The sequence below is a fragment of the Exiguobacterium sibiricum 7-3 genome, assembly GCF_000620865.1.
Lineage (GTDB): Bacteria > Bacillota > Bacilli > Exiguobacteriales > Exiguobacteriaceae > Exiguobacterium_A > Exiguobacterium_A sibiricum_A.
In genome coordinates this window covers 727,016-747,269 of record NZ_KK211190.1, presented here as the reverse complement: position 1 = coordinate 747,269, position 20,254 = coordinate 727,016, and the positions used below count along the sequence as shown (strand labels likewise).

Below are 20,254 nucleotides of genomic sequence, written 5' to 3'. Positions count from 1 at the left end.
CCCAAATCGGGAAAGCTCTTTCAATCATTAGACTGATTTTTCTTGTTTACGTGATGCGATGACAGCTTGAATCTCAGATTTAATGTTATCTGATTTCGGTCCGTAGATCGCTTGAACGTTGTTACCAACTTCAAGAACTCCTGCAGCACCTAATTTTTTCAACTCATTTTTGTCAACTTTTGATTTATCAAGAACTTCAACACGAAGACGTGTGATACATGCGTCAAGGTGTTTGATGTTTGATTCAGAACCAAGTGCATCCAGAATACCTGCTGCGAGTTCAGAACCTTGAGCCATTGATGTCTCTTGGACTTCGTCTTCACGACCTGGTGTTTTCAAGTTGAACTTGCGGATTGCGAAACGGAATCCGACGTAGTAAACAACTGCAAGAACAAGACCGACGACGATGACGAGCCACCACTGCGTGCGTCCTGGAAGGACACCGAAGAGAAGGAAGTCAATCAATCCACCTGAGAATGTCATACCGATTTTAACGTTCAAGAGTTGCATTGTCATGAACGAAAGACCTGCGAAGACTGCGTGAACTGCGAACAAGATCGGAGCAACGAACAAGAACGCGAATTCGATTGGCTCTGTGATACCTGTCAAGAAAGCTGTAAGTGCTGCTGATCCAAGAAGACCACCAACAACAGCGCGACGCTCTGGGCGTGCTTCATGGTACATAGCAAGTGCTGCTGCTGGAAGACCGAACATCATGAACGGGAATTTACCAGTCATGAACGTACCAGCTGTTAGTGCAACGTTATCTTTTAACTGTGCGAAGAAGATTGCTTGGTCACCATGAACAACTGTACCGGCTTTGTTCGTGTACGAACCGAACTCGAACCAGAATGGTGCATAGAAGATATGGTGAAGACCGAATGGAATCAATGAACGTTCAATGAGACCAAAGACGAATGCTGCAAGTGTTGGGTTCTTCTCCATCATGAAGTGGGAGAATGTGTTCAACCCGTCTTGAGCGAACGGCCAAACGAAAACAAGTACAAGACCTGCGAATAATGAAACGACTGCTGTAACGATTGGAACGAAACGTTTTCCTGCGAAGAATCCGAGGAATTGCGGCAATTCGAGATTATGATACTTCCCGTAGGCCCAGGCTGCGATTAAACCGATGATGATACCACCGAAGACACCTGTTTGAAGTGTTGGAATTCCGAGTACGTTTGCGTACCCTTGTCCGTTAGCGACCATTTCTGGTGTAACGCCGAGCCAAACGCTCATTGTTTTGTTCATGATCAGGAATCCGACGATGGCAGCAAGTCCGGCAGCGCCGTCTCCTGCTAATCCGATCGCGACACCGACCGCGAATAAGAGTGCTAAGTTACCGAAGATGATATCCCCGGCTGCTTCCATCAATTTTGCAACCTTGATGATTGCATCATTTTTTAAGAACTCGAGTTTTGACGTCAAGTTCGGATTTTGCATCGCGTTACCGAATCCAAGTAAGATCCCGGCAGCAGGCAAAATCGCAACAGGAAGCATCAACGCTTTACCAACACGTTGAAGAACAGCAAAAATCTGTTTGAACATGTGTGTTTCCTCCTTTTGATGTAAAAACTAAAAATAATGAATAATACCAATGACGGGTTGAAAAAAAGTCAGACATCCGACCGATTTTTACAGAAAAAAATCAGGCACAAGCGGATTGTAGACAAAATACACTTATCCCGTAAAAATAGAAACGGAAATAAATCATCTTGCCCGACATCCCACTCATGCCTGATCGTATCAGTAACACGTAGTCCGTGCGGTCATTTACCTAAATCGTACTGCACTAAGCGTTGCAGATGCATCGTAAGATACGTCGCTTCACCGCGCGGTACCGCTTTCTTCAACTGACGTTCCATGATGGACATCAGCTCCCAAGCAGTATCATAGCACAGCGGATATTCTTCGCGCAATAGCTTTTCTACTTTTTCTGGCGCCTCTAGGTACTCCCCATTGGAAACCCTTTCAATTGCTGAACGCAGGTGCCGGATTAAACGCTTATAATCCAGTGATTTTCGGTCGATTTTGATTTGCAGACGTTGTTCGATATGACTGGCAATCAGTCCGACCAATTGATGGTGTCGGTTAACTTCAAGGACATCTTTGAAGTTCGTCGCCGAATGGATATGAAGTGCAATAAATCCGGTTTCGGCCGGCGGTAAATAAAAATTCATTTCAGCACTAATGAATTCAACGATTTCTTCCGCCAGCGCATATTCTTCCGGATACAACGCTTCGGTTTCCGCAAGAAATGGATTCGTCACTTCCATCCCTTGTTCAAGGCGCTTGAATGTAAACGTCAAATGATCCGTCAATCCGATATGAATGTGTTCGTCAACCCGTTTCCCGAACCGTGTTTCGATCATGGAGACGATCTCATTCATCAAGGCGATGAAGTTTTCATCCAGATGTCCGACAAGCGCCTTGTACTGCGCTTGTTCGTCTTTATCCTTTAACGTATATACTTTTTCTAGCTTTTCAAGATCCGTTAGTTGATCGCCTGGCTTCCGACCGAAGCCAATCCCTTTTGCGAGGATAATGACTTCCTGGTTGGCACCAGTCGAACAAATGACGACATTATTATTCAAGACTTTGATAACGTGGTACATTTGTTTATCCATTCGCTCTCAACCCTATCTGCTCTTACACATTTTTTAAAAGACACTGTTTTTATTATAACGTGTTTTCACATACTAAAAAAGCCTACTCACTCAAGTAGACTTTAAAACATTTGGTAACCGCTCTTACGCAGGAAACGAATGGACATCCCGGCGATGATGATTCCGGCAAGACCGGCTACGAACATCGTGATGTCTGCCGTCTGCAGACCCATGATTCGTTCCCCGAGTTTCGGAATCGCTTCACGCGCATTCGTGAAATAATCAAGTGTCGACTGGTTATCAATCATCATGATGATGATGATCGGATAAAGGACAAGCATGATCCACGTACTGCGTAATAACATGTTTAAGATAAAACCGATACTAAAGAACATGACGAGATAAAGAACGCTCCCGATCACGGCTTGAATGATATGCATAATGTTCCCCCTTTAAATCTCTTTTAGTATAACCGACAAAAAAGGCAAATGCACGAGTGTACATTTGCCTAAAACGTGAACTTAGAATTTACCTTTTTTGATGGCAAGACCAATCTTTTTAAGCTCAAGGAAATGTTTGTTGTCGATGACTTTTTTCATAAACGATGCGTTACGGCCGTAAATCTTCTTACCGAAGACCATGCCGATTCCATCTTTATGACCAAGTGAAGCGACAGTTCCTTTGTTTTCATATGTGAATGTCGATGTTTGACGTCCACTGATTAAGGCTGCAATGTTTTCAGCCACTTTGTGTGCCTGCTGTGTTGCGATTTGCGCAGTTGGTGGGTACGGACGGTTCGAGTTCGGATCCATAACCGCTGAACAGTCACCAATCATGAAGACATTCTCATGTCCAGGAACACGGAGATCTTCTGCGACGACGACACGGTTACGCATCGCTTCAAAGCCAGATGCTGCAACAACCGGGTTACCACTGACGCCACCTGTCCAGATGATTGTGTTCGCTTCGATTGTTTCTGTTGTTTCACCTTGGAGCGGTCCGAATGTCACGCTGCCCGGTGCACATTCCTTGATGCCGTTACCGAGTTTGAACTCGATGCCTTGGCGCTCAAGCCATTTGTGTGCGTAGTTGACGAGATCCGCATCAAATCCAGGAAGGACCGTTGGAGCCGCTTCAATATTGACGACACGAACGAGTTCGCGTGGGATATCATATTGTTTGCAAAGTTCAGGAATCCGGTTGACGAGTTCACCCATGAATTCGATTCCCGTAAATCCGGCACCACCGACGACGATCGTCAAGAGTGAACGGTTTGTTGAACCTGTCGTTTTATACTCTGCGAATGAGTAATCGATGTGTTCCTTGATTTTCCGGACACTGTTCAATGAACTGATTGTTAGAGCATTCTCTTTCAACCCTTTGATGCCGAATGTTTCAGGGACTCCACCGAGTGCCACGACGACATAATCGTAAGGGACTGTTCCACCGTCGACAAGTTTCACTGTATTGCTTGCTGTATCGACTTTTTCGACGATTCCTTTAACAAGCTTGACACGTGAAGGATTGATGACGTCGTTAATATAGATACGTGCTTGTTCAGCAGACATCGTACCTGCTGCTGGTTCGTGCAACCACGTTGTTTGATAATGGTAATCGTGTTTGTTAATTAATGTGATGTTCGCTTGGTCGACGCCAAGTTTTTTCTGAAGGTTGACTGCTGTGATCAATCCACCGTAGCCGGCTCCAAGAATAACAATGTTTGGTGTGTTCATGTTCTGATACCCCTTACGCTTAATAGTTTTGTTGTGATTTTCTTCACATTCAATTGCAGATAAATGCTCAAAAACTTTGTTCAAATAATGTTCACACGTCTATACGTTCATTGAACCATTTTCTATCATAGATTGCAAAGTAAAAATATGCAATCCCTGAAAAAAATGTGAGATGTCCCGTACTTGCAACATGGAACCCCTCTTCCTATATAATAGGGGTATCCAACTTTAGGAGGGACTCAGATGCACCAACCATATGATGTCACAATTATCGGCGGCGGTCCGGTCGGACTGTTCACCGCGTTTTACTCAGGCATGCGTCAAATGAAGACGAAAGTCATCGAAAGTCTGCCGCAACTCGGTGGACAATTAGCAACGCTCTACCCTGAAAAATATATATACGATATTGCCGGCTTCCCGAAAGTCAAGGCTCAGGACTTAGTCGATCGCCTGCTCGAACAAGCAAATGAATTTGATCCGACGTACGTTCTCGGCGAAACGGTCCTTGCTTACGAACGCCTCGATGACGGACTAATCCGTCTCGTCACGAACAAAGGTGAACATTATACGAAAACCGTCATTCTGACAGCCGGGAACGGTTCGTTTGCTGCCCGTCCACTCGGTGTCGCCGATGCAGAACGGTTTGAAGCAAGTAACCTGCATTACTTCGTCAACGAGATGGATCGCTTCAAAGACCGTCAAGTCGTCTTGCTCGGCGGCGGTGATTCAGCGGTCGACTGGTCACTGATGCTCGAACCGATCGCCAAATCGGTCACGCTCGTCCACCGACGTGATAAGTTCCGTGCCCATGAACATACAGTCGAATTGTTGCATAACTCGTCTGTCAATGTCATGACGCCGTATACACTCGAATCGGTCACAGGTGATGACAGCATCGAGACGCTGACGTTCAAACATGCCGAAACGGATGAAGTCATCGTCGTCGGTGCCGATGATGTCGTCTGTAACTTCGGTTTCGTCTCCTCGCTCGGACCGCTCAAGGAGTGGGAAGTCGAATTCGAACGCAATTCGATCCGCGTCAACTCGAAGATGGAGACAGCGATTCCCGGTGTCTTCGCCTGTGGGGATATCGCGACCTATGACGGTCGTGTCAAATTGATCGCGACCGGTTTCGGGGAAGCACCGATTGCCGTCAACCAAGCGAAGTTGCTTGTTGATCCATCGGCCCGTCATCCGCAACACTCCACAAGTCTGTTCGAAAAAGTGAAAAATCATTAAGTAATCACGAACAACAGCGTCACCTCGATTTGCGAATCGAAGGAACGCTGTTTTTTTGATTCATGCGTTAAATGACGGGACAAGTACAATCCGATACGTACACGCAATCAGTTGTTTCCCGCCCCGCTCGATTGGCTGTCCGGAAACGAGACGTCCGCCGAAGCGTTCATAAAAGAAACGGGACGGGTTATCTGCCAGCACACTTACAATGCAAGACTGGAAGTCTTTCCGCCTGAGATCTTCCAACACGTGATCAAACAACCGTTTACCGGTTCCTTGTCCCTGATGACTTTTCAAAAGATAGAGCGCGTACAGTTCTCCCTCCGTCGCATCATTTTCCCTGCTTGGTCCACCGTTCGCAAAACCGACGATTTCGTTTGTCTGATCAAGCGCCACGAAAACCGGACCTTCGGCAAGACTTTTCCGCCAACCCGATTCCCGGTTCTCCGCTGATAACTGATCGAGATATGGATCCGGCATAATCGTCCGGTACGTTTCCCGCCAGGATGCGACATGAATCCGGGCAATCACAGCAGCGTCTTCAAGTACCGCTGCACGAATCAAAACAGGCCTCCTCATAACGAAATGATGAAGCGACGTGTCTCGCGTCCATCGCGAACAGTCGGTTCGATTTCCTGACCACCGTTCGCTACGATGACAAGGCGCGATGCGAGATTTTCGACACCACACGTCAGCAATACTTGATCGAGTCCACGCTGTCGTGCTTCCTCGAGTACGAGCCGAAGACCTGTCGTCGCATATCCTTTCTTGCGCTCGGACGGGCGGATGCCGTATCCGATATGCCCTCCATACAACTTCAAATTCTCCGTCAAGTCATGTCGGAAGTTCAATGCACCGACGATCCGTTGTCCATCGACCATCCAGTACGTTGAATGCGTAACACGTCCCGGGCTCACTTCCGATTCCTCCGCTTCTTGCTCAGCGAAATAGGCTGCGAGCGGTTCATACGTATCTCCGACAACTTCCGGTACGATCGATTCTCCCGATTCTCGCCAGTCTTCTAAAAAGGCACGGTATTCTTTTTCCCATGCGATCGTTGGTTTCATCAATTGCATCATTTGTGGTTACGGACCTCCTCTTCAATCAGTCGATCGAGCCAGTCATCGACATGCTGGAATAAATACCCTGCTTGCTTGGCTGCTGTCGTATCCATATAGAAGTCATGTTCCGGCGCAAGTGGTGACGAATCTTCGCCTGTCGTCTCAAAACGCGATGTCGTCTCTGCCACGTGATCAATCTTATCCATCAAGTCTTGAATCGACAACACGCCGTCGCTTGCAGCATTAATAGGTCCCGTCATCGTCGAACGGCCGCACCATTCGAGGAAAGCTGCTGCTTCATAACTTGAGATGTAGCCCATCTTCGCATACAAATTTTCAGCGATGATCGGTTGACCGGCCAAGGCGCGTTTGACATGAAAGACTAGTCGTTCCGTATAATCATCCGGTCCCAGGACAACCGGGAAACGAACGGCAATGACCGGGAAGGTCGCCCGTTGGAAAAAGTAACTTTCCGCCTGACGTTTTCCTTCCCCGTAGTCATGTTCTTTTTCGAGGTCATATTTCCCGGGAAACGGATTGTAGGCACGTTCTGAAATCTTCGTTCCACCGTTCTCATAGACCGACATCGTCGACGTCAGAATGTAACGTCCGACTTTCCCCTCGAACGCATCGACCGCAAGTTTCGCCTGATACGGATTAAAGCAGATGTTGTCATAGATGATATCCCAGTTCTGACTCCCTAAGTCTTTCATCGTGCTGCTTGACGTTCGGTCCCCTTTAAAAAATGTCAAGCCTTTCGCGACAGGTGGCGTATGCTCGCCGCGCGTGACAATCGTCACATCATCCCCCGATTCCGCAAGCCGTAATGCCAACCGTCGACCAAAGTAGCGTGTTCCACCAAAAATCAGTACCTTTCGCATCGATAGTCCTCCCTTGTCATAGCATGCTCATGTTCTTGTTAGTCCTTCTCCATCCGCATCGAAAAGTCCTGTTGATCCGCCGCCGAAAACAAAAAAACGCAGACGGAATCGTCTGCGTTTAGAGTGATTTGATTAACATCCGCCCGGTGTCCCGGCATTGGTTGCAGTCCGGAATGAAGTCCCGCAGCCGCATGTGGCAATCGCATTTGGATTCGTAATCGTGAATCCGCCTCCGAGCATGGATTGTTTATAGTCTACTTCCAGTCCTTTGACGACCGGATAATCTTTTTGATCGACAATGACTTTGACCCCGTGTTGCTCGAAGGTTAAGTCTGTCTCTTTTTCACTGTCAAAGCCCATGCCGTAGGAGAGACCACTGCATCCGCCACCTTGAACGAGCATGCGCAGATTTTGTTCATCGTCCGGCGCCTGCAACATCATCTCTTTGACTTGGAGTGCGGCCGCTTCTGTTAAATGAATCATGTCATCACCTTCCCTTTTTTATTAGTATACGCAATTTTGAGGTGAATCGAAACCTAGTTGCTTGAAACTATCTTGAATTCGTTGTATAAAGGAGTTGTATCAAAAAAAATTAAATCGTTCCATCTTCAGGGCAGGGTGAAATTCCCGACCGGCGGTAAACAGACGATTCGTCTGAAGCCCGCGAGCGAATAGGGCGCTATTTGCTGATTCTGTGTGACTCAGGAGCCGACAGTATAGTCTGGATGGGAGAAGATGGCGGCATGTTTCTATTTCTTGAACCGATTTTTGCAAAAATCGTTCAGGTTTAGTTTACTGCGGACTTCTCCCCTATCGAATACTTCGATGGGGGTTTATTTTGAACGCAGCCATGCCAATACTTCATCGAGAGGAACGAGCAAAAGGAGATTATACTCGTATGAAACGCACACAAAAAATGGTCACATTATCCATGTTAGGTTCAATTTCATTTGTTCTTATGCTACTGAATTTCCCGCTTCCGTTTTTACCGAACTATTTGAAGATCGACTTCAGTGATGTTCCTGCTTTGATCGCCGCTATCATGTTCTCACCGGTCGCCGGCGTCATCGTCGAAGCACTCAAAAACGTCCTGTACTACATCTTCCGCGGAAGTGGTGTTCCGGTCGGCGAGCTTGCCAACTTCGCAGCTGGTGTTGCCTTCATTCTTCCGGTCAGTTGGTTCTATCATAAAAAGAAATCTACAAAAGGTCTTGCAACCGGTCTTGTCGCTGGTACAATCACGATGGCACTCGGTCTTGCAATCCTCAACTATATCTTGATTCTTCCAGCGTACGCTTGGTTCTTCGGCATGGATTACATGCTTGATCCTGCCGTCAAGTGGACGACGATTACAGCCGGTATCTTACCGTTTAACATCATCAAGGCGATGTTCATCTCAGCCCTCTTCATTCCGCTGTTCTTGAAACTGAAACCTTGGATGATGCGTCGTCAACAAACGATCTAAGTCCGAAGCCGCGCCCGCTGACAGACACGAATCCCCGGTCTCATCTGAGACACGGGGATTTTTTTAGAATTCGTTTTCTTCAATTTTTAAATAAATCTTTTCTAACAATTCTTCCGGTGTCTCGCCGACAACCGTTTCTCCGTCAACCAGACAGAAATGATCGAGGGAACAGATGCCGCAATAACCGAGACAACCATATTCGACGACATCGACATTCGGGTCCCGTTCGAGTTGTTGCATGACGACCTGGGTCCCTGTCGCTAAGTTACTGATACAAAATTCAATAATCGGATTCACTTTTTTTCCTCCTTTAAGCAGGAATTATCTTTCCTCATGTCGTATTATACAAGGTCAGACTGATTTAGGGGAACTAAGGGGGATTTTAAGTTATGAAGCAACTGGTTGTTTTAGGTGGTGGATACGGTGGGATGCGGATTTGTGAACGATTTAAGGATGAAGAGGTCGCTGTGACACTCGTCGATCGTTTACCGTATCATGCCTTAAAAACAGAGTATTATGCACTAGCTGCCGGTACATTATCGGATCGTGATGTTCGGATTGCTTTTCCGGAAGGCGAACATCTCACATATAAATATGGACATGTCGTCCAGATTTCACCGGAGACGAACTCCGTCCATCTGCAAGACGGGACGGAACTGTTTTATGACGATCTCATCATCGCTTTAGGGTGTGAAGATAAATACCATAACATACCGGGCGCACAAGAGTTTACCTACAGCATCCAGACACTTGAAGAGTCGCGGAAAACGCAGCAAGCGATTTGCGGACTTTCACCCGGCGCGGTTGTCTCGATCGTTGGAGCCGGTCTATCCGGCGTCGAACTCGCCAGTGAACTGCACGAAAGCCGGAAAGATTTAAAAATCCGCTTATTTGACCGCGGACCGTCCGTTTTGTCTTTCCTTTCGGATAAGGTCTCGACCTATGTCCAAGAGTGGTTCGAGGAACATGATGTCGAGGTCATCAATAATTCCAACGTCACATTCGTCACGGCAGATGATGTTCAAAACGGCGATGATGCCTATCCGTCGAACTTGACGATTTGGACAGCCGGGACGCAACCGGTCAAAGTCGTCCGCGATCTTGGTTTTGAAGCGGACAGCGGCGGACGGATCAAGCTGACGGATCACCACCATGTGCCGGAACATGAAAATGTTTTCGTCATCGGGGATTGCGCCAGTCTGCCGTATGCACCAAGCGGACAGCTCGCCGAACATCAAGCCGATCAAGTCGTTGATGTCCTGCAGGCGAAATGGGCCGGCAAGAAGTTACCGAAACTGCCGGAAATCAAGTTACGCGGCATGCTCGGGTCGCTCGGGAAATCAGACGGTTTTGGAATCGTCATGGGGAAACAAGCCTTGACGGGAAAAGTTCCGCGTCTTCTGAAGTCCGGTGTCCTCTGGAAACATAAAAAAATTAAATAAGAAAAACGGCGCCGGTCATCATTCCGGGGCCGTTTTTTGCACTCTCATATCAATCGCCTGGGTGATTTTCTTCAGCTGCACGTATCCTTCATCAATCATCTCACCATCGAGCAGGACGAGCGGATAAAAATAGACATCGTCCTTTAAGGCTGTCACCCACTCATCGTCGAGCGGCACGGCCTCGAAATCGACATATTCAAAGGTTAATGCCGTCTCGTATTTCCGTCCGAGAACCGCTTGCAACCAACTGTACGTCTCTTCAGAACTCGGTGCCCCTACACAGCTCGGACAAGTCTTTGCAGCCCCGTATACCTTGATTTCCATCCTATATCCCCCTTTTCTTTCTGCACTTCTTTTTTAGTATACAAGTTTTCCAGATTGAGAACATTTTTCAACCCTGTTACAATGAGTCTATAAGAAAGGATGTGTTTACGCATGGAAATGTTTGATCAAGTAAACGAAGTACTCGAAAAATTGCGTCCGTTCCTTCTTCGTGACGGAGGAGACGTTGAACTCGTAGATGTAGAAGATGGTATCGTCAAACTCCGTTTGATGGGAGCTTGCGGCAGCTGCCCAAGTTCAACGATCACACTGAAGGCTGGTATCGAACGTGCCCTGCTTGAAGAAGTAGCCGGCGTCGTTGAAGTCGAACAAGTTTTCTAATTAGTAAAATCCCCACTGACATCCGTCAATGGGGATTTTTTTGGTTAGAGAATCCATTCTGCCAACGTATCGACCATATACGTCGGTTGGGCATCCTGCCCTTGAATGAAGACCGGTGTATGGACGCCGGAGTTGACATGCATCGTCCGGATACCGCCATTGATCCCGAACAAAATGTCCGTATGGTAATTATCCCCGACCATGATGAGATCTTCTTTCGCAAGACCAATCATTTCGGCTGCGATATTGACCATGACCGGTTCCGGTTTCCCGATATAAAACGGTTCTTTTTCCGTCGTCACACGTAAAACGGACGTCAACGCACCGTTTCCCGGCAGGAATCCGCGCTCTGTCGGAATCGCGATGTCTCCATTCGTTGAGATGAAGCGGGCTCCGGCCCGGATTGCCAGTGCTCCGACGGCTAACTTCTCATACGTGATCTGACGGTCGAGACCGATGACAACATAGTGGGCATTCTCATCCGCGACGACTTGTAAGCCTTGACGTTCAAGGGCATCAATCAATCCGCCTTCTCCGATTGCATAGACTTTCGCACCCGGATCGAGTTCTGCGATGTAGCGACCTGTCGCCATCGCACTCGTTAAGACGTGTTCCGCATTCGAATGCACACCCATGCCGCGTAATTTTTCAGCAACGGCTTCCGCCGTCATCGAGGCATTGTTCGTAACGAACAGATACGGTACGCCTTCTTCCTGCAACCGGTTCACGAAATCGACTGCTTCTTTGACGGGTTCTGTCCCGTTATACATTGTACCGTCTAAATCAAATAAATATCCTTTTGCTTTCATCCTGGCTCACTCCTCGTTTGGTAAAAATGCAGAGACGGGTCCGAGTTCTGTCTCTAAATAACGTCGGACGGCGTCCGGAAAACGACGTAATTGTGTTTCTTCTTCCAAAAGACCATCCCGGATTTCCGCTGTACTCGATGTCGTAAATTCACGGACGATTCGTGTCCGCAACGCAACGATACGCTTCAAGCTTGTCGCAAGTGACGCATCAATGACCCGCTCATCTTCTAAAATCATGACGATATCTTCATAACTTCCCGGATCACGCATGATGAAACCATCAATCATACTGTTCCCGATATCGATGATGCTTTCAATCACTAAAAATCCGATTCGTTCCCACGCAAGTGAAACTGTCAAAGCATCCCCTGTTAACTCTTTACTTTGACGCAAGGCCGTTTCAAAACAAACAACGGTTTGTTCAATCTTTTCACGATTTACAAAATACATCTTACATTCCCCCTCACACCCTTCATTTTAGCTCTATCGGCGAAACATGAAAAGCAGAAAGGCTGTTTGCATCACATTGCTCAATGTGTTATCCTCAATTTAGATTTTTACGAAAATAGTATGTCACATTGAGTGACTTGGAGGTTATTCATAGATGGAACGCGAATTAGCACTAGAAATCGTCCGAGCAACAGAAGCAGCGGCACTGGCATCCGCCAAATGGATTGGCCGGGGCAAGAAGAACGAAGCCGATGATGCGGCAACGACTGCCATGCGCGAAGTCTTAAATACCGTCAACATGGCGGGAACCGTCGTCATCGGTGAAGGGGAACTCGACGAAGCACCGATGTTATTCATCGGCGAAAAAGTCGGTACGACAAGCGGTCCGATCGTCGATATCGCAGTCGATCCGCTTGAAGGAACGAACATCGTTGCCAAAGGTCTCGGTAACGCAATGGTCGTCATCGCTGTCGCTGACCAAGGTGCTTTGTTACATGCGCCGGATATGTATATGGATAAACTGACCGTCGGACCGAACTTAAAAGGACATGTCTCACTTGACGACCCGCTCGAATTCATCATTCAAAAAGCAGCGGAATTGAATCAAAAACGAATCGAAGACGTCACCGTCATCATGCAGGACCGTCCACGCCATGATCACTTCCGGGAAGCAGCAATGCGTGTCGGCGCACGTGTCCGTCTGTTTGAAGACGGCGATGTGTCAGCAGGAATCGCTCCACTTTCTCCTTCAACTGGAATCGATATCTTCATCGGAACGGGCGGCGCACCGGAAGGCGTCATCACGGCAGCTGCCGTCAAGGCGATGGGTGGCGACATGCAGGCCCGTCTGCACCCGATGAATGAGGAAGAGACAGCACGTGTCATCCGGATGGGACTTGCCGATCCGTTGCAATTGTTGACACTCGACGATTTGATTAAAAGTGACGACTGCATCTTTGCTGCAACGGGTGTCACGACAGGTGAGATGCTCGACGGCGTCCGCTTCTTGACGGACGATATCGTCGAGACGACATCACTTGTCATGCGTTCAAAAACACGGACGATCCGGAAGGTCATCGCAGAACACAGCCTTTCGCGTAAACCTTACTTGCAAAAGGTTCCCCAAACCCTTTAATCTAATCAGAGATGAAGGAAATGAGGGAACTGACAGATGATGCAAGAACGCGATTTTTTATACGACGACGTTGAACAAACAAAAACCCGGTTCGTCTGCTGGATCGGTGAGACGAGCCGTTTCGATTTGGCCATTACCCACTCCGAACACTTCTTCGGAAAGATTTTGGTGCTGAACCTGTTGTCGAACCGGTTTGCAATCATTGGTCCGGACGACTTTGATGAGCCGGGCTACATCGCCCATGCCTTTGATTTAGAGGATGAGGCGGCAGACGAACTTGAAGGATATTTGAGTGACTACATTGGTCTATAAAAAAACAGCCAGCTCCCTTAGGAGTTGGCTGTTTTGCTGTTACAGTAACCGATCGTTTCGCTCATTGAGCGTGTTTGGACCGCTGAAAACGTTTGTATTATCCGATTCATCGTGGGCTTTCCGTTCAGAATGTTGATCCGCTTCATCGCCGACGAGTAAGACGAATTGTCCCTCTTCCGCTGCTTTGTTGGCACGGTTGACATCCTCTTTCGTCAATCCGCTCGCTTCCAGTACATCGCTGTGCGAAGAAGATCCGGCACTGTCCTTTTTAAAGATGCCTTTGATCTCTTGCCATAGATTCATGTGTTCTTCTTGCGACAGACGAGTCGATGTTTGTTGATTGTTCAGATCTGCCAACTCTTCGATTTGTTCCAAATCATATCGATCATGGGCAATGACTTTTAAATCTGTTGAAACAACTCCTGCGACACGTAAATCATGAACAGCACTGACGACTTCTGGTACTGAATGATAGATCCCGACGATTCTCATGGATAGTTCCCCCTATAGGTGCGTAATACTATACTATTAGCCGAAAACACCCAATCGGAAACATCCTTTCAAATGTCATTTTGATTACTGTTCGCTTTTGACTTCGTTTGCTTCTTCTTTTTCCGCCGAGAACTTCCGTTTCAGTTTTAACGTATTCGCCGAAGATCCGTCGAAGCGAGGTGGTGCTTCTTCTCCTTCTACGAATTCCATCCGTTTGACGATAAAATACGCACAGCCGAAATTGCAGTATTCGTACAAATAATCCGCCACGTGGGAGATTTTTTGTATCAAACGTTGCTTTTTCATGGTTATCTTCATAGAAACCACGGAGCCGCAATTGTCCGTGTCCCCAGTCTCCGACGATGTAGTCATATTTTTCGAGCACATCGCTAAAGCGGCCGATGAAGGCTTCTTCGTGGAATCCTTCCCGTTTTTCTTCGACGATTTCATATCTTTCACGATTGACTTGTATCATTTTTCCACCCCCTGCTTCTTTTATCTTACCATAATCATACTTGAAAACGAATCGTCAGACAGCAGAAAACCGTCCCCGCACGCGGCGTGGACGGTCCCTGATCGTCAGTCAATCGGTAGAGCAGCTTTATTTTTTTTCGCAGCGTTGACTTGTTCGTCGGCGTGGTAAGACGAGCGGACAAGCGGACCGGCCTCACAATGCGAGAAGCCTTTTCCGAGCGCAATCTGTTTTAATTCAGCAAACTCTTGTGGTGTGTAGTACTTGATGACATCCAAGTGCTTTTTCGTCGGTTGCAGGTATTGACCAATCGTCATGATGTCGACATCATTCGCCCGTAAGTCGTCCATCGTCTGCAAAATTTCTTCCCACGTCTCACCAAGACCTAACATCAGACTCGATTTCGTTGGAATTTCAGGTGCGAGTTCCTTTGAACGACGCAGGAATTCAAGCGTCCGGTCGTACGTTGCTTTTGCCCGGACCGTTGGTGTCAGACGGCGTACCGTCTCGATGTTGTGGTTCATGATGTCCGGCTTGGCTTCAATCAGCGTCTGTAACGCGTCGAAGTTCCCACCCATGTCGGACGGTAAGACTTCAATTGATGTCTCCGGATTCATACGGCGCACTTCACGCACCGTCTCCGCGTAGACACCGGCTCCGAAGTCATTTAAATCATCACGGGCAACCGCTGTGATGACCGCATGTTTCAGATTCATCAGACGAACGGATTCCGCTACTCGTTTCGGTTCTTCCAAGTCGAGTTCGTTTGGTCGCCCTGTCGTGACGGCACAAAAACGACAAGCCCGTGTACAGATACTTCCAAGAATCATGAACGTCGCCGTCCGGCGCACAGCCCAACATTCATGAATGTTCGGACACTTGGCTTCCTCACATACCGTGTGGAGCTTTTTCTCGCGCATCATACTTTTGAGTTCTGTGTATGTCTCATTCGTGTTCAACTTGATTTTCAACCACTCTGGTTTACGTTGTATCTCTCCGCGTCCCATGAATCGGTTTCCCCCTTTATCCGTAAAAACTGACCTGATTTCTGTTACAGTATAACAAATATTCAGTGTTTGCGGACGGGTAATTCACCAAATTCTGACTTCTCCGATAGGCGATTGAACAACAAATCCCGTAATAATTCCGGCATGAAATATTCTTTCGGCATTTCTTTGATTTCCGGAAATAAAGGACCAAATGTAAACATATCCGGAAGGACGACAGTATAGGTTTTCGTATTGTCAATTTGGTGATGATTTCCAGAATAATGCATCTTGCCCATTAATTTACCACGGAAACCGAGACCGCGCACTTTCAGCTGTTCAAAACGCTCACTGTCGACCTCGGCGATGAACGCTTTTAATTCCACACCCGTCATCGTCACCTTACACGGATTGATCGGATGCGGACAAAGCCGGTGCAAATCAAACGCGGACACCGGTCCCGGGGACAATGAGCCAAGCAACATCCCGGCCGGCACACAGGCGAGGTCCGCCTGACACCAGTCGCGCATCGTATCCGCGAGCAGTTGCGTAAACGGGGACGGGTTGAACCAGTCATTCGCCAGACCTGATGTCCGGCCAATCGGTTGTTTCATCTGACGCTCCGCTAAATACTGTTCTTTATCGAGTAAGACCGATGTCGCCTCGTCTGCCGGATACGCTTCAAGCGGATGCAGGACCGCCTCTTTTTCGCCCGTATCCGTGTTTAAGTAGATTTCCCCTGCGTACTGACCGTACTTTCCGGCCTGGGCAATCAACACGCCGTTTTTGACGACTCCGTCATCGAGGACGTGGTGCGTATGCGCTCCGATGATCAAATCAAGCTCCGGGAACCGTTCCGCCAGTTCTTCATCCTGATAAAAGCCGAGATGACTTAAACAGATCAAGACGTCGACTTGATCCCGCAAAGCTTCGATCTCACGTGCTGCTGCTTCAAACGGATCTTCAATCGTCCATCCGAGTAAGGCGTACAGCTCGTAATAAGGAGCTGTCAGCCCAAAAATCCCAACTTTTCCCGTCGGTAGGTGTTGAATCATGCCGGCTTTCACAAACGGTGCCGTCAAGTTCGAGACGAGAACCGGGAACGTCGCGTCCGTATATAAGTCTGCCAACCAATCATGCGGAAACGTAATGCCTTCATTGTTTCCGATCGTGACAGCCGTCGGGGACAGTTCATTTAATAGATGGGTATTGATTTTACCTTGCGTCGCTTCCGTCGCCGGTGCGACCCGGTCCGCATGGTCGCCTAAATCGAAGACGAGGGAATCGTACGTCCGGTGTTCTTTCATGAACGACATATAGCGAGGCCACATATCAAAGTGTGAATGCAGATCGTTATAATGAATGACGTGTAACTTCACGCTTAAGCCTCCTCTAGGTGTTAAAACAGGGAAATTTGCCGGGGCGCAAGCGATTCATAATCAAGACCTAAAATCTCGATCAGTCGTTTGGCGTTTGGTACGGCGTCTCCTGCTGAGTTGTTGTTAAAGAAAACATACACGTCTTTTGCCTGTTCGGCAAGTGAACGGATGTGTGTCGCCAAACCTTGCAGTTCTTCTTCCGAGTAACGGTACAGGCAACGGACCTTCCGCCAGTCCTCACTGCTTTGGCCGGGCTTCTTGAGCCATCCGTTGATATTACGGCCGTGCAGACGGACAAATGCCGTCTCTTGTGTCACGACGGGAACAAACGGCACAGATCCGTCTTCCGTCTGCGGTTCATCACAGATCGTATGGATGAACTGATGCTCCGCCAAAAAACGCAGTGTCCGCTCTTGGTACGCTTCGGAATACCAGGACGGATTCCGAAACTCGATCGCGACAGGGAGACCGGCAAGCGACTTCCGGATCGTCTGAAGGTACTCGAGATGCACTTTACTGACATCGAACCAGGGCGGGAGTTGGACGAGAATTGCTGCAATCTTTCCACTCTGCCGCATCGGTTCAATCGAAGCGAGGTATTGTTCAAAGATCGGACCAAGCGGATCCTTGTTTTCCCGGTCATGACCACTCATCGCCCGATGGACCTTGACGATGAACCGAAAGTCATCCGGTGTTTCCGCGACCCATTTTTGATAATTCCGTTCCGGTTGAATCGCATAATACGTCGAATCGACCTCGACTGCCGGAAAATGGCCCGCGTAGGCAGCGAGCTTCTCCTTCCGATCCTGTGGTGTCGGATAGAGGCTGTCGTGATCGCCCCAACCGGTCACGCCGACATAAATCATCCTTCCCCCTCCTCATCTGTGTGTGCTACATATTTTTTATCATAGCATAGCGGAATCGGGAATTTCTTCTTCAAGACTCGTCTTCGAAAAGACGTGTATTCTTCATATAAAAAACAAGCAAATCCTTCCTACTCCTTCAAAAATAAGGAGAAAAAGACTGCCTGTTTCATGGATTCATTGCTGATCATCAGGAGTCGGTTCGAATCCGTTCATACGTCAAGGCGATACACCCGGAAGCAAATGTCTGCTGCTCCACGAGCTGTAAGGACAAGGAGTGCTCAAACAACGGAAACATCCGCTTGCCGCCTCCGAGTAAGACGGGATAGATGACGACATGGTAGCGGTCGATCAAGTCCAAGCGGACGGCTTCTGCCGCAAGCGTCGCCCCGCCGATCGCAATCTGTTTCCCGGGTGCCTGCTTCAATGCCGCCAGTTCCTCCGCAAGTGGTCTCGTCGCAAGACGTGCGTTTCCCTCGACTGCTGTCATCGTTTCCGAGAACACAATCTTCTCGAGCGCTTGCCATGTCTTCGCATACGCTACGATGATCGGATCTGTGTCCGTTTGATCCGCGGACTCCCAGTACTGCATCATTTCATACAGACGACGTCCATAAACATGGGTATCAAATTCTGTTTCGTAGTCATTAAAATACTGATGCAGCTCAGCGTCCGGTGACGCAAACGCGATGCTGCCTGACGCATCCTCGATGTACCCGTCGAGCGAGACTTGAAAAGAATAAATGAGTTTACGCATCATAACTCCCTCCTTTTTCAATCCTTTACCCGTTTTTAGCTGTTCACGAAAAAAACTCCCTCATCTGTTGATGAGAGAGTTGAAAAATTATCCGATTGAACCTTCCATCTCGAACTTGATGAGACGGTTCATTTCGACCGCATATTCCATCGGCAATTCTTTTGTGAACGGCTCGATGAAGCCCATGACGATCATTTCCGTTGCTTCTTCTTGTGAAATCCCGCGGCTCATCAAGTAGAACAATTGCTCTTCTGAGACCTTCGACACCTTCGCTTCGTGTTCAAGCGAAATGTTATCGTTGAGAATTTCGTTGTACGGAATCGTATCTGATGTCGACTGGTTGTCCATGATCAACGTGTCACATTCGATGTTCGAACGTGCGCCGGTCGCTTTACGACCAAAGTGGACAATTCCACGGTACGTTACTTTCCCACCGTGTTTTGAAATCGACTTCGAGACGATTGTCGACGACGTGTTTGGTGCAAGGTGAATCATCTTCGCGCCCGCATCTTGGTGTTGACCTTTACCCGCGATCGCGATTGATAATGTCATACCACGTGAACCTTCACCTTTTAAGATGACGGCTGGATATTTCATCGTCAATTTCGAACCGATGTTACCATCGACCCATTCCATCGTCGCGCCGGCTTCACAGATCGCACGTTTCGTAACGAGGTTGTAGACGTTGTTCGCCCAGTTTTGGATTGTCGTGTAACGGCAGTACGCGTTTTTGTTGATGAAGATCTCAACGACTGCTGAGTGAAGCGAGTTCGTCGTGTAGACCGGTGCCGTACATCCTTCGACGTAATGCACCGATGCTTCTTCGTCCACGATGATCAACGTCCGCTCGAATTGACCCATGTTTTCCGAGTTGATCCGGAAGTAGGCTTGAAGCGGCGTATCCATCTTGATGCCTTTTGGTACGTAGATGAATGATCCACCCGACCAGACCGCTGTGTTAAGAGCAGCGAACTTGTTATCCGTCGGCGGAATCAATTTACCGAAGTACTCACGGAATAAATCTTCGTTTTCTTTCAGTGCTGTATCCGTATCTTTGAAGACGATTCCTTGATCTTCAAGCTCACTCTTCATGTTGTGGTAAACCACTTCTGATTCATACTGTGCTGAAACACCTGCGAGGTATTTTTGCTCAGCTTCCGGGATTCCGAGTTTGTCAAACGTACGTTTGATTTCTTCCGGTACTTCATCCCATGATTTTTCAGCACGTTCTGATGGTTTAACATAGTACGTGATGTCATCAAAACGAAGATCTGATAGGTCGCCGCCCCATGCTGGCATTGATTGTTCGTTGAAAATCTTGAGTGATTTCAGACGGAAATCAAGCATCCATTGCGGTTCTTCCTTCATTTTCGAGATCGTCTCGACGACTTCTGTCGTCAAGCCGCGTCCAGAACGGAAGATCGAGATATCGCGATCGTGGAAACCATATTTATAATCGCCAATTTCAGGCATGTTCTTAGCCATGTTCGTTTCCTCCTCTTACTT

The 20,254-nt window shown here is 47.9% G+C and carries 23 protein-coding genes, 2 pseudogenes and 1 riboswitch; of the genes and pseudogenes, 6 read left to right on the top strand and 19 right to left on the bottom strand.

Annotated elements, in window-relative coordinates:
- Nucleotides 1-48 precede the first annotated feature (48 nt).
- The 4 genes and pseudogenes from ptsG to P402_RS0104745 all read right to left on the bottom strand — a co-directional run.
- A pseudogene (gene ptsG, locus P402_RS0104760) lies at nt 49-1,551 on the bottom strand (glucose-specific PTS transporter subunit IIBC); the annotation flags it as partial.
- A gap of 221 nt (nt 1,552-1,772) precedes the next feature.
- Nucleotides 1,773-2,630 carry a glucose PTS transporter transcription antiterminator GlcT gene (glcT, locus tag P402_RS0104755; RefSeq protein WP_026827654.1) on the bottom strand — a complete coding sequence of 286 codons (858 nt, stop codon included), beginning with the start codon at nt 2,628-2,630 and terminating at the stop codon, nt 1,773-1,775.
- Between the two features lie 101 nt (nt 2,631-2,731).
- Nucleotides 2,732-3,049, bottom strand: a complete 318-nt coding sequence (locus tag P402_RS0104750) for a YuiB family protein (RefSeq protein ID WP_012371179.1) — start codon at nt 3,047-3,049, stop codon at nt 2,732-2,734.
- An 81-nt stretch (nt 3,050-3,130) separates the two neighbouring features.
- Complete coding sequence (locus tag P402_RS0104745) at nt 3,131-4,342, bottom strand: NAD(P)/FAD-dependent oxidoreductase (RefSeq protein WP_026827653.1); 1,212 nt, start codon at nt 4,340-4,342, stop codon at nt 3,131-3,133.
- 243 nt (nt 4,343-4,585) lie between these two features.
- On the opposite strand from P402_RS0104745, the gene P402_RS0104740 reads away from it, so the two are divergent.
- Nucleotides 4,586-5,581 carry an NAD(P)/FAD-dependent oxidoreductase gene (locus P402_RS0104740; protein WP_026827652.1) on the top strand — a complete coding sequence of 332 codons (996 nt, stop codon included), beginning with the start codon at nt 4,586-4,588 and terminating at the stop codon, nt 5,579-5,581.
- 60 nt (nt 5,582-5,641) lie between these two features.
- On the opposite strand, the gene P402_RS16235 is transcribed toward P402_RS0104740, so the two are convergent.
- The 4 genes from P402_RS16235 to P402_RS0104720 form a co-directional block, all read right to left on the bottom strand.
- A complete protein-coding gene (locus tag P402_RS16235) occupies nt 5,642-6,145 on the bottom strand; it encodes a GNAT family N-acetyltransferase (protein ID WP_160168606.1) in 504 nt (167 codons plus the stop codon).
- 11 nt (nt 6,146-6,156) lie between these two features.
- A complete protein-coding gene (locus tag P402_RS0104730) occupies nt 6,157-6,648 on the bottom strand; it encodes a GNAT family N-acetyltransferase (RefSeq protein ID WP_235188818.1) in 492 nt (163 codons plus the stop codon).
- 8 nt (nt 6,649-6,656) lie between these two features.
- Nucleotides 6,657-7,523 (bottom strand): NAD-dependent epimerase/dehydratase family protein, encoded by an 867-nt coding sequence (locus P402_RS0104725; RefSeq protein WP_026827650.1) that lies wholly within the window; start codon nt 7,521-7,523, stop codon nt 6,657-6,659.
- A gap of 132 nt (nt 7,524-7,655) precedes the next feature.
- Nucleotides 7,656-8,006, bottom strand: a complete 351-nt coding sequence (locus P402_RS0104720) for a HesB/IscA family protein (protein ID WP_012371185.1) — start codon at nt 8,004-8,006, stop codon at nt 7,656-7,658.
- Between the two features lie 117 nt (nt 8,007-8,123).
- Nucleotides 8,124-8,264: riboswitch (FMN riboswitch) on the top strand.
- Between the two features lie 157 nt (nt 8,265-8,421).
- Between P402_RS0104720 and P402_RS0104715 the strand changes: the two genes are divergently transcribed.
- Entirely contained in the window at nt 8,422-8,988 is a 567-nt protein-coding gene (locus tag P402_RS0104715) for an ECF transporter S component (protein WP_026827649.1), read from the top strand.
- Between the two features lie 63 nt (nt 8,989-9,051).
- On the opposite strand, the gene P402_RS0104710 is transcribed toward P402_RS0104715, so the two are convergent.
- Nucleotides 9,052-9,285, bottom strand: a complete 234-nt coding sequence (locus P402_RS0104710; RefSeq protein WP_026827648.1) for a YuzB family protein — start codon at nt 9,283-9,285, stop codon at nt 9,052-9,054.
- Nucleotides 9,286-9,377: 92 nt separating this feature from the next.
- On the opposite strand from P402_RS0104710, the gene P402_RS0104705 reads away from it, so the two are divergent.
- Complete coding sequence (locus P402_RS0104705) at nt 9,378-10,430, top strand: NAD(P)/FAD-dependent oxidoreductase (protein WP_026827647.1); 1,053 nt, start codon at nt 9,378-9,380, stop codon at nt 10,428-10,430.
- Nucleotides 10,431-10,448: 18 nt separating this feature from the next.
- Here P402_RS0104705 and P402_RS0104700 read toward each other — a convergent pair whose 3' ends face one another.
- Nucleotides 10,449-10,754: a DUF1462 family protein gene (locus P402_RS0104700; protein ID WP_026827646.1), complete on the bottom strand. Its 306-nt coding sequence runs from the start codon at nt 10,752-10,754 to the stop codon at nt 10,449-10,451.
- A gap of 111 nt (nt 10,755-10,865) precedes the next feature.
- Here P402_RS0104700 and P402_RS0104695 point away from each other — a divergent pair, with 111 nt between their 5' ends.
- Nucleotides 10,866-11,093 carry a NifU family protein gene (locus P402_RS0104695; RefSeq protein WP_012371190.1) on the top strand — a complete coding sequence of 76 codons (228 nt, stop codon included), beginning with the start codon at nt 10,866-10,868 and terminating at the stop codon, nt 11,091-11,093.
- Nucleotides 11,094-11,137: 44 nt separating this feature from the next.
- On the opposite strand, the gene P402_RS0104690 is transcribed toward P402_RS0104695, so the two are convergent.
- Nucleotides 11,138-11,902 (bottom strand): TIGR01457 family HAD-type hydrolase, encoded by a 765-nt coding sequence (locus P402_RS0104690; RefSeq protein WP_026827644.1) that lies wholly within the window; start codon nt 11,900-11,902, stop codon nt 11,138-11,140.
- 6 nt (nt 11,903-11,908) lie between these two features.
- Entirely contained in the window at nt 11,909-12,352 is a 444-nt protein-coding gene (locus tag P402_RS0104685; RefSeq protein WP_026827643.1) for a DUF86 domain-containing protein, read from the bottom strand.
- Nucleotides 12,353-12,506: 154 nt separating this feature from the next.
- Here P402_RS0104685 and glpX point away from each other — a divergent pair, with 154 nt between their 5' ends.
- Together glpX and P402_RS0104675 are read left to right on the top strand one after the other, a co-directional pair.
- Nucleotides 12,507-13,487 (top strand): class II fructose-bisphosphatase, encoded by a 981-nt coding sequence (gene glpX, locus P402_RS0104680; protein ID WP_026827642.1) that lies wholly within the window; start codon nt 12,507-12,509, stop codon nt 13,485-13,487.
- A 36-nt stretch (nt 13,488-13,523) separates the two neighbouring features.
- The gene (locus P402_RS0104675) at nt 13,524-13,799 is read left to right on the top strand and encodes a DUF3055 domain-containing protein (protein WP_034769721.1); all 276 of its coding nucleotides are present in this window, start codon (nt 13,524-13,526) and stop codon (nt 13,797-13,799) included.
- A gap of 39 nt (nt 13,800-13,838) precedes the next feature.
- Here P402_RS0104675 and P402_RS0104670 read toward each other — a convergent pair whose 3' ends face one another.
- The 7 genes and pseudogenes from P402_RS0104670 to sufB all read right to left on the bottom strand — a co-directional run bounded on the left by P402_RS0104670 (nt 13,839) and on the right by sufB (nt 20,233).
- Complete coding sequence (locus P402_RS0104670) at nt 13,839-14,291, bottom strand: general stress protein (RefSeq protein ID WP_026827640.1); 453 nt, start codon at nt 14,289-14,291, stop codon at nt 13,839-13,841.
- Nucleotides 14,292-14,495: 204 nt separating this feature from the next.
- Nucleotides 14,496-14,766, bottom strand: a pseudogene (locus P402_RS16230) (YutD family protein); the annotation flags it as partial.
- Between the two features lie 104 nt (nt 14,767-14,870).
- Nucleotides 14,871-15,809, bottom strand: coding sequence for a lipoyl synthase (gene lipA / locus P402_RS0104660; protein ID WP_268745048.1), 939 nt, complete (start codon nt 15,807-15,809; stop codon nt 14,871-14,873).
- Between the two features lie 23 nt (nt 15,810-15,832).
- Complete coding sequence (locus tag P402_RS0104655; RefSeq protein ID WP_026827638.1) at nt 15,833-17,128, bottom strand: bifunctional metallophosphatase/5'-nucleotidase; 1,296 nt, start codon at nt 17,126-17,128, stop codon at nt 15,833-15,835.
- A 20-nt stretch (nt 17,129-17,148) separates the two neighbouring features.
- Nucleotides 17,149-17,994, bottom strand: coding sequence for a DUF72 domain-containing protein (locus P402_RS0104650; protein ID WP_026827637.1), 846 nt, complete (start codon nt 17,992-17,994; stop codon nt 17,149-17,151).
- A 187-nt stretch (nt 17,995-18,181) separates the two neighbouring features.
- Nucleotides 18,182-18,748: a dihydrofolate reductase family protein gene (locus P402_RS0104645; RefSeq protein ID WP_026827636.1), complete on the bottom strand. Its 567-nt coding sequence runs from the start codon at nt 18,746-18,748 to the stop codon at nt 18,182-18,184.
- A gap of 87 nt (nt 18,749-18,835) precedes the next feature.
- On the bottom strand, nt 18,836-20,233 hold the full coding sequence (sufB, locus tag P402_RS0104640; protein ID WP_026827635.1) for a Fe-S cluster assembly protein SufB: 1,398 nt from the start codon (nt 20,231-20,233) through the stop codon (nt 18,836-18,838).
- Nucleotides 20,234-20,254 lie beyond the last annotated feature (21 nt).